The 15114-nt window shown below is 47.1% G+C and carries 10 protein-coding genes; 8 read left to right on the top strand and 2 right to left on the bottom strand.

Annotated elements, in window-relative coordinates; all coding sequences use genetic code 11:
* Positions 1–19: 19 nt before the first annotated feature.
* The 7 genes from D9Y29_RS14840 (at position 20) to D9Y29_RS14810 (ending at position 8506) form a co-directional block, all read left to right on the top strand.
* Positions 20–1885 carry a beta-N-acetylhexosaminidase gene (locus D9Y29_RS14840; RefSeq protein ID WP_420902517.1) on the top strand — a complete coding sequence of 622 codons (1866 nt, stop codon included), beginning with the start codon at positions 20–22 and terminating at the stop codon, positions 1883–1885.
* A gap of 40 nt (positions 1886–1925) precedes the next feature.
* Positions 1926–3773, top strand: coding sequence for a sodium:solute symporter family protein (locus D9Y29_RS14835; protein WP_127129514.1), 1848 nt, complete (start codon positions 1926–1928; stop codon positions 3771–3773).
* Positions 3774–4016: 243 nt separating this feature from the next.
* Entirely contained in the window at positions 4017–4700 is a 684-nt protein-coding gene (locus D9Y29_RS14830) for a GDSL-type esterase/lipase family protein (protein WP_127129512.1), read from the top strand.
* Between the two features lie 6 nt (positions 4701–4706).
* Positions 4707–5432, top strand: coding sequence for a GDSL-type esterase/lipase family protein (locus tag D9Y29_RS14825; RefSeq protein ID WP_206513792.1), 726 nt, complete (start codon positions 4707–4709; stop codon positions 5430–5432).
* 11 nt (positions 5433–5443) lie between these two features.
* Positions 5444–6382: a DUF4434 domain-containing protein gene (locus tag D9Y29_RS14820; protein ID WP_127129510.1), complete on the top strand. Its 939-nt coding sequence runs from the start codon at positions 5444–5446 to the stop codon at positions 6380–6382.
* Positions 6383–6386: 4 nt separating this feature from the next.
* Complete coding sequence (locus D9Y29_RS14815) at positions 6387–7271, top strand: alpha/beta hydrolase (RefSeq protein ID WP_127129508.1); 885 nt, start codon at positions 6387–6389, stop codon at positions 7269–7271.
* A 56-nt stretch (positions 7272–7327) separates the two neighbouring features.
* Positions 7328–8506 (top strand): copper amine oxidase, encoded by a 1179-nt coding sequence (locus D9Y29_RS14810; protein ID WP_127129506.1) that lies wholly within the window; start codon positions 7328–7330, stop codon positions 8504–8506.
* A 287-nt stretch (positions 8507–8793) separates the two neighbouring features.
* Here the strand turns inward: D9Y29_RS14810 and D9Y29_RS14805 are convergent, their stop codons facing one another.
* The gene (locus tag D9Y29_RS14805; RefSeq protein WP_127129504.1) at positions 8794–11652 is read right to left on the bottom strand and encodes an endopygalactorunase; all 2859 of its coding nucleotides are present in this window, start codon (positions 11650–11652) and stop codon (positions 8794–8796) included.
* A gap of 399 nt (positions 11653–12051) precedes the next feature.
* Between D9Y29_RS14805 and D9Y29_RS14800 the strand changes: the two genes are divergently transcribed.
* On the top strand, positions 12052–12663 hold the full coding sequence (locus D9Y29_RS14800) for a hypothetical protein (protein ID WP_127129502.1): 612 nt from the start codon (positions 12052–12054) through the stop codon (positions 12661–12663).
* A gap of 69 nt (positions 12664–12732) precedes the next feature.
* On the opposite strand, the gene D9Y29_RS14795 is transcribed toward D9Y29_RS14800, so the two are convergent.
* On the bottom strand, positions 12733–14949 hold the full coding sequence (locus tag D9Y29_RS14795) for a DUF5723 family protein (RefSeq protein WP_127129500.1): 2217 nt from the start codon (positions 14947–14949) through the stop codon (positions 12733–12735).
* Between the last annotated feature and the right edge of the window lie 165 nt (positions 14950–15114).

The following is a 15114-nucleotide window of genomic DNA, read 5'->3' as shown; positions in this document are numbered from 1 at the left end:
TGTCGCCTCCGGCGACACGGTGTTCGCCGGAGGCGAACCAATAGAAGTCACTCGCCAGAGGCGAGCGACTGACACACCCGGAGTAAATGGGATACACGCTATTATTCCTGCGCCTGCATACCTGAAAACGGGAAGAGGCGCTTTTGATCTGAGAACAGCAGGTAGTATTGTAATGCCACAGCAAGATAGCCTGCAGCGCGGCGTAGCCGAACTCCTTGCACGATCCATCAAAGAGCTCCGTGGGAGAAATATCCCCGTAGTCACCAATAGTGGAAAACAGAACAATATTGTTTTTCGGTTACTGAATACTGATAGCTCATTTAAAAAAGAAGGGTACAGGCTCTCTGTATCCTCCGGAAAAATACTGATCGAAGCAGCGCAGCCTGCCGGCTGGTTCTATGCTGTGCAGACCCTGCTGCAACTGCTGCCCGTCAAAGCAACAGCCCGCGAACCATTGCGCATAGCAGCTGTGACCATTCATGACAGTCCCCGTTTTGAATGGCGCGGGCTGATGCTGGACGTAAGCCGTCATTTCTTTTCCAAAGAAGTGATCAAAAATTACCTCGATCAGATGTCGAAATACAAATTCAATGTATTTCACTGGCACCTGACCGATAACCAGGGATGGAGGATAGAGATCAAATCCATGCCCAATCTCACTAAGACAGGCGCCTGGCGTGTACCCAGGACTGGCTACTGGCGTGGCTTTAAAGGCCCGCAGCCTGGCGAAGCGGCTACTGATGGAGGTTATTATACCCAGGAAGATGTAAAAGAGATAATCGCTTACGCGGCGCAACGTTACATCACAGTGGTTCCCGAAATTGATGTGCCCGGACATAGCCTTGCCCTGATCGCATCCTATCCGGAAATGAGTTGCACCAAAACGCCACAGCAGGTGCTGGCCGGCGATCCCTGGAACCCATCACGCACCAATGTACTCTGTGCAGGTAATGATTCCACCTATGCCGCACTCGACAAGATATTCGGCGAACTGGCTGCGCTTTTCCCTTCCCGTTATATCCATATCGGAGGCGACGAAGTATCGCGTCAGTACTGGGAAAAATGCGAAGTATGCCAGCATCGCATCAAAACTGAAAAACTGAACAACTCATCAGAGCTGCAGACTTATTTCCTTAACCGCCTCGCACGTATCATAGAAAGCAAGGGCAAGCTGCCCATGAGCTGGTACGATAAACTCGATGGCGGCCTCGTGCCAGGTATGGCCTACATGAGCTGGAAAGATCACAAAGGCGGTATCCTCGCTTCACAGCATGGACACAAAGCCGTAATGACGCCTGCCTTTTACACTTATCTCGATTTCTACCAGAATGACCCTGTTTTCGAAAATGGTCCGTTTACCGTTACCCGCCTCAATGCCTGCTACGCTTTCGAGCCGGTGGCGGCAGGAGCAAAGGAGGAGAATATTTTAGGTGGACAGGGCAGTCTCTTTACAGAGCAGGTGCCCAATGAACGCAAGGTGCAGTACATGACCTGGCCACGCGGCATGGCCCTGGCCGAAGCGCTCTGGAGCCCGAAAGAAAAACGTAACTGGGACGGCTTCATCGATCGCATGGAAAAACATTTTCCACGATTCCAACATGCAAAAGTGAACTATGCTACAGGATTCCATGAGCCCATCATCTCTGCAAAACGGAATGCAGACAGCAGTTACAGCATCATCATCAATACAGAGATCAGAGGACTGGATATTTTCTATACTTTCGACGATACAAACGTAGATGAATTTTATCCCCAGTACAAAGGCCAACCGCTGACCATCCCCGCAGGAGCACACCATATCCGTGCACGCTCTTACAGGAACGGACAACCGCTCGGCCGCGAGATCAACCTGGAACTGGATGACCTCATCAAACGCGCACGCTGATACAACCACTGACCCAATAACCGAATAATAAACAGAACGCATGAACTTAGCCACGATCGACATTATTATCATTCTCTGCTACCTTGTAACCATCGTTGGTCTTGGTTTCTGGATCAGCCGCAAAGCATCCAAAAATATCCAGAGCTATTTCCTTGGCGATAACAATATCAAATGGTACTGGCTCGGCTTCAGCAACAGCTCAGGCATGTTCGATGTAAGCGGCACCGCTTTCTACGTGGCGCTGCTCTTCGTCTATGGCTTCAAAGCCGCCTGGCTGCCCTGGCTCTGGCCCGTATGGAACCAGATCTTCGTGATGGTATTCCTCGCCATCTGGATCAGGCGCTCCAATGCCATGACCGGCGCCGACTGGATCATCAAACGCTTTGGCGATTCCCGCGGAGGAAGGCTCGCACATATGATCGTAGTAGTTTTTGCTATCGTCAGCGTGATCGGTTTTATCGGTTATGTATTTGTGGGCATCGGTAAGTTCGCTTCCAATATCCTGCCCTGGGACCTCAGCAACCCGCTGCTCACCAGTCAGCAGACCTATGCATTCATCATCATCGCCCTCACCACTTTCTACACCGTGAAAGGAGGTATGTACAGCGTAGTGGCAACGGAAGTATTGCAATACGGCATCCTGCTTGTGAGCTGTTTGCTGGTTGTAACCTACGCCGTGCGCGATGTTGACTACAGTGCACTCCACCAGCAGCTCCCCAACGGCTGGAGCAATTTCTGGCCCGAATGGAAACTCGATGTGGACTGGGGCTCCAAATTTCCGCAGGCAGCACAGAAAGTAGCAGAAGATGGTTTCACCTGGTTCGGCGCACTCCTGATGATGATGGTGGCCAAAGGCATCTTCGCCAGTCTTGCAGGCCCCGTGCCCGGATTCGATATGCAACGTATCCTCAGCGCCAAAAAACCCAAAGAAGCAGCCATGCTCACAGGTTTCACCAACCTGGTGCTGTTCATCCCGCTCTTCATGATGGTGAGCGGCCTCACACTCGTTGGCATTCACTACCTCATGCCCGAATTACAGGGACAAAGCAAACCTGATTTCGAGATCATTCTCAGCCGGGTTGTAGGCAGTTACCTGCCCGCCGGTATCCGCGGTATTGTACTGGCAGGACTGCTCGCATCATTCATGAGCACATTCTCTGCCTTCGTGAATGCAGCGCCTGCCTACCTCGTGAACGATTTCTACAAAAAATATTTCAAGCCCGATGCGCCTCCCGCACACTACGTGAAATGGAGCTATATCGTTTCCATCTCCATTGTGCTGGTGGGATGCATCTTCGGCCTGTTCGCCACTTCACTGAGCAGCCTCACCATCTGGATCACTTCGGCTCTGTATGGTGGTTATGCCGCCGCCAACGTACTCAAATGGATCTGGTGGCGCTTCAATGGCTACGGCTATTTCGCAGGCATGCTTACAGGACTCATCGCCGCCACCTTTGTACCATCACTCATGGCATGGCTGGCAGATAATTCAGAGTATAAAGATGTATTCGGCAGCGGTATCGGTACACTTGTTTCGTTTTTCATTATTCTCGTATTGAGCATGACGGGCAGCATCGTTGGTTGTTTACTTACACCAGCGCCTTCACAACAGGTACTCACCAGTTTCTATTCCAATACCAAACCCTGGGGATGGTGGAAACCGGTGCTGAATATGGTAAGAAAAGTGGACCCGGCATTCCAGCCCAACCAGCAGTTCAAATGGGATATGTTCAATGTAGTGACCGGCATCGTTTGGCAAATGAGCATGATCATTATGCCAATACAGTTCGTGTTCGGATTCTTTACAAAAGGATTTATCGCGATGGGCGTGTGGCTGGTGACCATGACGATATTGAAGTTTACCTGGTATGATAGGCTTCGCTCATGATTCTTCTCCAACGTCTGTGGAAACTGCCGAACAGCCTGGAACATAGATGGGCGGAGGAATTAAGGGATGAAGCCTTAGAATAATAATTAAGCGATGGGGCAACAGTTTCCGAGGCCGTCGTAGAAGAACATTCGCTCAATGGAGTTGAGAGTGCATCAGCCGTCTCAGCGTGCGGGCAGTCGCTCGCCTCCCGGCGAGTGACTTATATTTCGTCGCCTCCGGCGACGCTCTTAAAAAAAATGTATGATTAAATATTTTGCATCATTGGCTTTACTGTTGACAGCTTCGTGTGGAGCCGCGGCACAGGAGAAAGTAATGATAGATAGCAGCTACAATAACGGACACTATCGCAACAGGTTGGAGTACTTCCGGTTGATGCCGGACCAGAAAAAGGAGATCGTGTTTGTAGGCAATAGCATTACAGAGATGGGAGAGTGGCAGGAATTACTGCCCGGCAGGCCCGTGGTGAACAGGGGAATCAGTGGTGATGTAACTTACGGAGTGCTGGCAAGGATCGATGAAGTACTGAGCTCGAAACCGGCGAAGATCTTTATCTTGTCGGGAGTCAATGATCTGAAACGCGGAATACCGGTGGATACTGTTGCGAAGACTTTTGAGAGGATCCTGATGAAGATAAAAGCTGGTTCACCGAAAACGAAAGTGTATGTGGAAAGCGTACTGCCGGTGAATGAAAGCATGCTGGCAGCACAGTATAAGAAAGTGACCAATGAAGTGATTGCACAATTGAACCTTCGGTTCAGGGCGCTGGCGGAACAGTTCGGTTATACATGGGTGGATATCGCACCGGCAGTGGCAGATGAAAATGGACAACTGAAAAAAGAGAATACACAGGACGGCCTGCATCTCTGGCCCGCTGCTTATATCAGGTGGGTAGCATTGCTGAAAGAAAAGGGACACCTTAAATAGTTTTTTATGAAGACAGTGAATATCAAATGGGGCTTGGTTGCGGTAGCAGCATTGGTCTGCGGCATGACAGTGGCACAAACGCCTGCACAACCCACAACAACTGCGGTTCCGGCAAAATCTGTAAAAATAGACAGCAGCTATAATAACACATATTACCAGCAACGCATGGAATTGTTCCGTGTATTGCCCGCACAGAAAAATGCAATACTATTCCTGGGCAACAGCATCACCGAGCGTGGCCCCTGGCAGGAACTGCTGCCAGGGAAACCGGTGGTGAACAGGGGCATTGGCGGCGACAATACTTTTGGATTACTGGCGAGACTGGATTCACATTTAGTGATCAAACCTAAACTCATCTTTTTACTGATCGGTATCAATGATATCGGAAGAGGACTGCCCACAGAAGTGAGCGCCAATAACTATCGCAGGATCGTGGAGCGCATCCGAACGGTTTGTCCAAAAGCAAAACTGTACATCCAGAGCATCCTGCCCATGAACGAGAGGATCCTGACAGCGGCATACTTAAAAAACAAGAAAGACAAGGTGATTGCGTTGAACAATGAGATCAGAAAGATCGCAGCGGAATACGCACTCACCTTTATTGATCTTCACCCGGTGTTTGCAGATGAGCAGGGAGAACTGCATGCAAACATGACCATCGATGGCATTCATCTCCGTCCTGCTGCTTACGCAAAATGGGTAGCATTCCTGAAAGCAAAAAAATATCTCTAATCTATCTGATCATGCAAATAACTGGCACTTTCCTCGACGAGATCAGTCATGATATCCCACACCAGAACTGGGGTGAGAACGAGTGGCGCGCTGACTTCCGGCATATGAAAGCCGTTGGCATAGACACTGTGATACTGATCCGCAGCGGTTACCGTAAGTTCATCTCTTACCCATCGGCTTACCTGCTCAACAATCATGGTTGCTATGAACCACCCGTAGACCTGGTGGAAATGTTCCTCCGCCTCGCCGATGAAGAAGGCATGAACTTCTACTTCGGCCTCTACGACAGTGGCAAGTACTGGGATACCGGAGATATGCAACATGAGATAGACGCCAACTGCTTTGTGATTGACGAAGTATGGCAGCGTTATGGTCATTTTAAAAGTTTCAAAGGCTGGTACCTGAGCATGGAGATCAGCCGGAAAACAAAGGGCGCAGCACATGCATTCCAGACACTCGGACTGCAATGCAAACAGGTAAGCAATGGACTGCCTACACTGATCTCCCCCTGGATCGATGGAAAGAAAGCCGTGATGGCCGCCTCTTCATCGCTCAGCAAAGAAGATGCAGTGAGCATCAAAGAGCATGAGTCCGAATGGAGCGAGATCTTCGATGGTATCCGCGGCGCCGTGGATGCAGTGGCATTCCAGGATGGACATATCGATTACAATGAGCTGGATGATTTCTTTGCCGTCAACAAAAGGATGGCCGATAAATATGGTCTCCAATGCTGGACCAACGCCGAGAGCTTCGACCGCGACATGCCCATCAAATTCCTGCCCATAAAATTCGAAAAACTTCGCCTCAAGCTGGAAGCTGCACGCAGGGCGGGTTACGATAAGGCCATCACTTTCGAGTTTTCCCATTTCATGAGCCCGCAATCGGCTTACCTGCAGGCAGGTCACTTGTACAACAGGTACAGGGAATATATTGCTCAATTGCTAAAATGATAGCATGTTGAAGAGAAGTATCTTTTTGTTATTTTCCATTTTTTCATTGCTGGCTGTTTCGGCGCAGCAACCCGATAGTCTTACATATGCCATCAAAGGCGCAGACACGCTCTGGATGCATCATTACAAGGCTGCAGGTCCGGCCAATGGCATTTCCGTTCTTTTTGTGCATGGCGGCGCCTTCACCGGTGGCGAACCGAAGAACCAGCGCCCGATGGCGGAAGGTCTTACTAAAATGGGATACAATGTTTTTGTGATCAAATACAGGTTGTACCTGAAAGGAAAGGATTTCGGCTGCGGCACAGCCACTCCCGAAAAACTCAAAGCCATACAGGTGGCCGTAGATGATGCCATGGACGCCGGTTTATATGTTGTTCAGCATGCAGCAATGCTGGGAGTGGATACTGCTAAACTCTTTATTGCTGGTAGCAGCGCAGGAGCGGAGACCGTTCTCAATCTTGTATTCAATCCCTTCATCAATAAGAAAGATCCGCGTTATGATTTCTTCAGCAAATTCCGATTCACCGGTGTGCTGTCGTTCTCCGGAGCATTGCTGGATTTGAATAGTATCAAAGCTGATAACTGGATCCCTGTATTTCTGATGCATGGCACCAGGGACCAGCTGGTGCCTTTCGGAACTGCGGCGCATCGCTTCTGCAGGGCCACCGATCCCGGCTGGATGATGTTCTTTGGATCGCACAGCGTATACAAGTATGCAGTGGAAAACAGGAAACCATTGGTCTTGTACAGTTTTCCCGGAGCGGGGCACGAAGTGAGCAATTTCATGTTCCGTCGCTTTGCGGAAATGGACAGCTTCATGCGGGCTGCCGTACAAAAGAAAAAAATGAAAGCCCGCGAGATCATCATTCAATTACCCGCCAAATCCTGATGAAAGTTTTTTATAACAGTCATCAAATTTTATAATCCGTTCAATCAAAGAAACAGATGAAAAGAAATTCCGTTCTGGCATTATCCCTGCTGCTGGCAGGATCACTGGGAAGCGCATCGGCACAAACCCTGCAACCCGCTTCAGCACAAGCTTTGCTGAAAGCCAAACAGGGAAGCATTGTAGAATTGCCTGGTTTCTTTTCAGGAAAATTCCAGGATCTGCAGTATAAGAAAATGGTTTTACCCGGACCTCAATACATTATTTCGGACGATCCCGAATATATCCGCGTGCCCGAAGCGGTGGCGCTCCGCGAAGCTGTGCAACCCGGTTCCGTACGTGTATACATGTACAATGTGAACGGTGTGAAAGAGCCGAAGATGGACCGCAGGATCAATACCGTGATCAAGAATACAGGAGATCAGAAAATGACCCTTCGCATGCTGAAATACTCCTCCCAGAAACCAACCACCAATTATTTTGGCGCAGGCAAAAATGGACTGGCGGATTATTTCAATGCAAAACCTGAAACAAAATCGCGCACCATCAAACCAGGACAAACTGTGGTTCTGGACGTAGCGATGGAAAAACGCGTAGCCAAATATGATGAACTGGCCCACGGTTTCTATGAGTTCGTGATCGATCAGCCCGGCCTGATCAGCGTGGTGCAGACCTCTCCCGAAAAAGGGACCGTGAAAGCCAGCGAACAGATTGACTCCGTGTTGAGCAGCAGGCATTCCAATGCTGGTCGTGGTATCTTTGGCGTTAGTAATTACCAGGTGAACATATCCGAAGTATTCGATACGAAAAATGGCGTTGCGTCGCTCACCATTGCCGATGGGAACCTCGATCCCTGGGTAATGGGGAAAGATGCAGCCACCGGTAAGATCGCTACGCTGGCCGGAAATTACGGAGTGATCTACAATATCGAAATGAAATGGAAGAGTACAGACGGAAAAGGACTGGCGCTGGTTACCTGGAATGCACGTTCTGCCGACAACAAATGGTGTGGCGGCATGGCCAATACAATGGTGGTGAGCGAGGGTAAATTCAAAGGCGGCGTGATCCAGCTCCCTGCAGACCGTCTGACAACCAAAGCTGCTCCGGAAGCCGTGCTAGTGCAAATCTTCACGCCTGCAAAGAATGGTGAAGAACAAACCATCCGCATGACTTATTCACCTCCTGGTGCAAGCTGTTTACCAACACCACTGGTGTTCATTCCAATCGACCTGGAATAAGATATTGTTTACTGTTATCCGGTTTCCGGTGGTTGTTGCAATCACTGCTGGTTGTTAGGCCGGATGCCGGATAATGGTAAAAAGAAAAATGGACAGACTGAATTTGAATGAATGCCACCCTGGACTGATTCAGGCATTTTCTCTCTAATTCAAGTCCGCTTCATCTCCGGATCAAGTCCACCTTATCTCCACGTGTTATCTCTATTTACGCTATTGATACTCAGTATTTACCAGCTGATTACCCGCTATGACAGCACTACGAGGGTAATCAGATAGCAGAATGCCTGTTAACGGCCAGCGTCAGAAGACTGGCTGAGATCCCTGTTTTTCCAGTTATCGGTATAAACTTTGTTCTTTTCCCAGATCAGACCTGTAACCTGTTTCTTACCTATTGCAGAAGAGAGATTACCAGCCTTCACCATTTTATTGCCGTTGATCACTGCCTGCTTCACATCATCCAGGAAGATCGCATAACGGTGATCAGTATCCTCATAATTGAAACTGCAGTTCTTCACCAGCAGGTTGCTTGCATGCCTTGCCCAGAGACCATAGGAGGGTTGGATTTTCAGGTTGGATACATTGTACTGACCAACTCCAAGCTCGGGTGGATTGGCGCTGGTATCTGAAGGCGGATTTGTTCCCTTGACGAGTATATGAACATCATTGAATTGTATATTATCGATATACCCTGTGTGCAGTCCATTGGGTAGTTTGAAATCAAGTCCGCCCTCCACAATATCCGATGCCGGAAGACTGTAACCTGCAACGATAGCAGTGGCCCTGCGTTGTTTAGTATCTTTCGGATCATATGCTTTCCAGCGATTACCGCTGTAGGAGCTTCCTGCATACACTTCCGCAATATCTATCCCATTGAGGATAATGTTTTCCACTCTTCCAATATTCACGTTTTTCACCAGCAGTTCATTGTGTTTTACCCCATTCTCTGTGAAGGCATATTTTCCAACTTCCGCTCCAAGAATTCGTCCACGGTTGGAAATGGAAATGAAGAAAGGCGCAAATGTGCGCAGCATTTTTGAACGGGAGTGGAGCTTTCCGGTATGTCCGCAATTGAGATGGATATTTTTGATATGCGCACCATCGTTGGTGGAGATGGAGAAGCCGGCTTTATTGGCGCCCAGTACATAGATATTGTCTACACAGATATCCTGGATATCATCCGCTGTTTCCGATCCTACCTGGAAGAGATTACAATTGGTGTCGCCGATCACATTCCGCACCTTGTAATTTTTGGCCGGACGGGTAAAACCCAGTGAGCAATCCGATCCTGGTTTTACGATATCATCCGAGCTCACCTTCGAGTAAATATTAGTGACCGTTACATTATTGCAGGCCATAAAATCATAGATATCGCGGGCATTGCGTCCATTTGCTTTTCCGAAATAAGTATCGTGTACGAAGATATTATCTGTGCCTGTGGCCAGTAAAACGAAATGCCCGCCCTGGTCTATATGCAACATATTATCCAGGAGGGTATCGCGTTTTCCATTGGGAAGGATATAGAAAGGTCCATCCCGTTTTTCATCGTACCAGAGATCTTCTTTTCGTACCAGGCCACCGATCTCGATATTGGTGCAGAGTTTAAAAGTGAACATTTTGTCGGATCGTTTATCAGGCGCATTGTTCATCACTTTATCTCCTGTTACGAGATTACCATTGCCCGTGATCCGCCCATTTCCTGAGATCCGGATATTGTTTTCGCGTGTGGCAAAGAACATGGAATTATGGAAATAATGATGGCCCACATCCTGTTTGGTCATATAGTTTTCCGGATCATCGTAAGGACCGGAATCAGTGGGGGAGAGACCTGAACGGTATTTCTTATCGCTGAACCAGGTTGTTTCCGGCGCGTCGCCTCCTTTCAAAGCCGCGATGGTACCCGGTTTGGCGATATACAAATGTACATTGCTTTTCAGATGGATGGTGCGTACATGGTAAGTACCTTTCTCGAAAAGCAACGTACCGCCACCCATGCGATGAATGGAATCGATAGCCTGGTTGATGAGATCAGTATGATCTTTGGTTGCATCGCCAATGATGCCGAATGAAGCGGCAGGGATCATCCCGGAGAAATAATTGATGGTATTGGAAGTTCTCAGCAGTTTCCCTTCGGCCACTCTCGCTTTGATCCAATAGTGTTGATTGGGTTGAAGCTGATGAATTGTAATAATTGATTTTTGTACGTCGATATTGGCCGGTTGCGTTTTCCATGTTTTTCCCTTATTGGTGGAAACAAGGATGACAGGTGTTTTCATGCCTTTACGGATAGGCAACCTGAGTTGAATGCTGGTAAAATCAGAAGCCTGTTTCCCGGAAACAGTTTCGGGAAGCCTTTCCAATCCAACAAGATCAGTCACTGCTTTTAATACAGCAGTTTCAGATGAAGCGCCGGCGCTTGTGAGCATTTCCGGTAATGCAGTACTGTAATTGGATTTGAAAATGTATTCTTTATTGTGCGGCAGCATTACATCTTTGATCCGTAGAATGATATCCGCGCCATTGGAAGGGCGAAGGTCCAGGCCGGAAAGGATCAGCCAGGTACCGCCTGTTACAGATTGCAGTTTTGCATCGCCTACTTTTGAATAAGAATATTTACTGCCGGTCCTGCCAATGGATTGTTTGTGCAGATCTTTCAACAATACAGCTCCACGGCCGATCACATTGATTGTGGTATTATCCATGCTAATTGGAATACCAGTTGGAATAAAGATCCTGACCGTTGCGTTGGGAGAGCGTTGTCCGGCAGTAAAAGATAATTCCAGGTCTGATTTAATGCCGGAACTTATTGTAGATCTTTTTAAGGTCAGGCTGCCATTGAGCGCCAGGGGCCGAAGATGCAGGTAATATCGTTTTAGTATCGATCCGTTTACAGCATCGGACAAAACTAAGTGATCGCCATCATTGATAAGCCCGGTTAGCCTGGGAGTTCCTCCTTTACTTTCTATGGCGGATTTTAGATTTGAAGGCAACCCCAATTGCTTCAGTAAGGTTGTGACGTTTGGCACAGTGCTTACCAGGCCGCTGTCTGCATGTGTATCTACCGTAAATGTATAGGTGCTGCCGTTTGTTATTATAATAGTGTCCTTGCCTATTTCCGCCACCTGCCTGGCATTATGTTGCAAATACAATAATGAAGAATTGGAATGCTGCGCATTAACGCTTATCCAAAGCAATGATAAGAGCCCACATAATAGCCGGAGATTAATAAACTTTAAAGCCATCAATTGATTTTAATATATTATCAGAATGATGAATGTACCAGCTTTGCATCGATGAAAGATATGGCACATTAGCAATTCATTACCACAAATTAACTGACAGAAAAAATCAACATAGATATTGGTCCTCGTTACGCGCCATCCAATCCTTGCTGATCTTTTGGCTTATGAGCCATAGATTACTTTTTTTATTGAGCTGCAATAATGAGCATTGTGAATTTAACGAAATACGGAAAACCGTATAGTTGAAGAAAATGAGTTGGATATATTAGGGAATAATCTATACATCTAAGTTAAAAATCAGCATTTATGAAACAGTTATTAGCGACACTTGTCATTATTATCATTTGCTGCTCCGCCATTGGACAAAGAAAAACCACAACAGTAAAAAGTTATTTTAGAAAGGACGGAACATTTGTTCGTTCTCACACGAGGCATTACAATGCAGGTAGCAGAACTCCCAATAACAGATACATCAATAGTTCTGCTAAGTCAACGTATTCTGGGAGGAATTCTGATGATAGCGATATTAATGCCAGCGATCTAAAAGTTTCTTTCATAGGTGATACAGGAGGATACATGAAAATAGGCGGCATAAAAATTATTCCTACAACCTTGGCTGTTGATACAAATGGGATAGCTGTTTTGGTAGCAGTGCTTCGATATAATGATACTACTATAGTTGATATTTGCCCTTTGCAAAGGAGCATTGTTGATTATGATTATGAGAAAACTGCCACTTCGTTATTCTTTAAAATTCAAAAAGACAAAATTCAACCAAACCAGATTATTGAATTAGTTTCAAAATATGAATTTTATCTAAAGGGCGACTATTTGACAAAGTCAGCTTACTTAGGAATTGGAAAAGTAGATTTGCCAAAGTACATGAGTTTAAGATTGGAAGCTGTTTTGTTAAAATGATACCAATCAACCCACAAAAAACCCGGAGAAGCTTACGCCTCCCCGGGTTTACTTTATTCCATTTTCTCCTTACGGATTCGACTGTGTCTTCTGCTGAGCAATATTCCTGATCACCACTTCCACTCTTCTGTTGCAAGCCCTTCCTTCTTCTGTTTTATTGCTGCATTTCGGATTATCCTTACCAAATCCGCGGGCAATCAACCTGTTCTTATCAACGCCTGCAGCAACCAACGCATCGGCAACAGCCTGTGCACGCAGCCTGGAGATCTTCTTATTGGCGGCTACACTACCAATATTATCGGTAAATCCATCGATGAAGAAATTCGAATTAGGGATCACTTCATTCATCGTCTTCGCAGCATTCTCAAGAATTGACCTCGATTCATCTTTAATAGTTGCCTTATTGAAATCGAACAATATATTCTTGAAGTCAGCTGTGATCTGAACCACTACATCTTCAACCGGACATCCCTTCGAAGAAGCAGGTCCTGGTTTATCCGGACAAAGATCTTCTTCATCATTCACACCATCACCATCACGATCAGGGATCGGACAACCCTGGTATTTAGCCACACCCCAAACTGTAGGACATTTATCATCCTTATCCGGAATACCATCGCCATCAGTATCAGGGCAGCCCTTGAACTGGCCGGAACCAGGCTGATCAGGGCATTCATCGATCTCATCATTTACGCCATCACCATCGCGATCAGGGATCGGGCAACCATTGTATTTAGCCAATCCGGGCACTGTTCTGCAACTATCCATTTCATCGTTCACACCATCACCGTCCGTATCGGGGATCGGACAACCATGGTAACGGGCCACGCCAGGAATGGTAACACAGCTATCTTCATTATCATAAATGCCATCCTGGTCTGTATCCTTACGCAGCTTCTTCTTCGCCTGCAAACCAAAACGGATGCCTATGTGCAGATCAGCCTGTTTTGATTTGTCGAAAATAGCAGTCCACAAACTTCCTGAACCGAGGAATACAGGACCTGCACGTAGCGAGATCCCGGCATTCCACTGTGTGAGCTCACTGTAATTGACAGGCAATGCCACTCCAAATTTCGCTACTTCCCAACGCGGTGTAACCGTATAACTGTTCCAGTCGAAAAGATTGAGATTTCCTGTTTTACTGGTAGTGATCTGTGCATTCGCATTAGCATAGAATCCTTTCGCGATCAGGTAATCCACATTGAACTGGAAAGATGTGGGCAGGGAGATCTTATAGCTATTGTCAACCGTAGCATCTGGCGTGAAGTATGGACTCGCATCCAGGATGCCTTTGAATTCCTTTACAGATTTATCCTTGAACTGACTAAGCAGGAACTGCTGGCCGGCAGGGATATTCATGGTATAAGCTCCTGACTGGTTACTGCTTTCATTGAACTTGATCTCGCCAATGTCCAGTGCAGCAATGCTCACTTTCACTTTGTATTTGTTGGCAAAACGGTCGCTCTCGAATTTTGAGAAATCGAGATTGGGACGATATTCATACACAAAGCCGATATCCCCGCCAAAACCATGACCATTGAATTTGAAGAAATCTCCAAAATCATAGTCTTTGAAATTGGCGTCAGTAGTATTCAGGAATACCCGGCCTGTGGCATCAGTCATATACGTGCCGGAGCCGCCCGTATTGATTGTTCCATTGAAATTTTCCATCCGTAGATATGCATCGGCTACGCCTGCCAGGTATTTCAGGGTAAGGCCCACTTTCACAAAGTGATGGGATTTGGAAGGAGTGAGGATCTGCCCCACTGAAGCGCCGATCTCCGTCCAGGCAGCTGAGTTGAGGATCGCTTTTTGCTGGGCAAAGTTGAAAGGATAATTGTCCTTTGCTTCGCCCGCATCGATCACGGCCCTTGCCAGTTTACCATCAGCATCACGCGCATTACCGAAGATCCGGGCCCTTGTAGTGAGCGCTACGCCAGTCCTTGAACCTGCATTGAACAAAACCGAAGGGCCAAGGATATCAATCCTTGCCAGACCATTCAGCCCACCGCCACTTCCTGACAGTAATTTTGATTTTAACGAATCTGAATTGAAAGATGACTTGGTGATGTCTTTAAAACTAAGACTGTTTTGGTTATTACCCGCAAAACCATCGATCGAAAAAAGATTGATGTCCCAGCGGGAGCGGCTATCAGCCGCATTGGCAGGATTGAAGAAAACCCCGTTCACCCCGGTATAATTACTCGTTCGGTAACCGGGATAGCTTTGCGCATAAGCGCCAACGGTAGCTGCCATCATTAATGTGCACAGGTAAACTTTTCTCATACTTAATAGATTTAATGAGTGCAAAGCGTGAAATAATATCACAGCATTCTACGCAGGTAGTAAGGGGGAAAACTTTTGCAGGTCAGAGCTAAATCTATAAGTAGAGAGAGTAGGGGGGAAATGTTATAACACAAATATATACAAATATATTTTCATACAGACAGT

It is taken from the genome of Pseudoflavitalea rhizosphaerae (assembly GCF_003991355.1).
GTDB classification, from domain to species: domain Bacteria; phylum Bacteroidota; class Bacteroidia; order Chitinophagales; family Chitinophagaceae; genus Pseudobacter; species Pseudobacter rhizosphaerae.
This window is presented reverse-complemented; position numbering and strand designations above follow the sequence as displayed.

Bases quoted from the DNA above. Each gene is read 5' to 3' on its own strand.
- D9Y29_RS14835 (WP_127129514.1), top strand. From the start codon at position 1,926: ATGAACTTAGCCACGATCGACATTATTATCATTCTCTGCTACCTTGTA.
- D9Y29_RS14830 (WP_127129512.1), top strand. From the start codon at position 4,017: ATGATTAAATATTTTGCATCATTGGCTTTACTGTTGACAGCTTCGTGT.
- D9Y29_RS14825 (WP_206513792.1), top strand. From the start codon at position 4,707: ATGAAGACAGTGAATATCAAATGGGGCTTGGTTGCGGTAGCAGCATTG.
- D9Y29_RS14820 (WP_127129510.1), top strand. From the start codon at position 5,444: ATGCAAATAACTGGCACTTTCCTCGACGAGATCAGTCATGATATCCCA.
- D9Y29_RS14815 (WP_127129508.1), top strand. From the start codon at position 6,387: ATGTTGAAGAGAAGTATCTTTTTGTTATTTTCCATTTTTTCATTGCTG.
- D9Y29_RS14810 (WP_127129506.1), top strand. From the start codon at position 7,328: ATGAAAAGAAATTCCGTTCTGGCATTATCCCTGCTGCTGGCAGGATCA.
- D9Y29_RS14800 (WP_127129502.1), top strand. From the start codon at position 12,052: ATGAAACAGTTATTAGCGACACTTGTCATTATTATCATTTGCTGCTCC.
- D9Y29_RS14795 (WP_127129500.1), bottom strand. From the start codon at position 14,949: ATGAGAAAAGTTTACCTGTGCACATTAATGATGGCAGCTACCGTTGGC.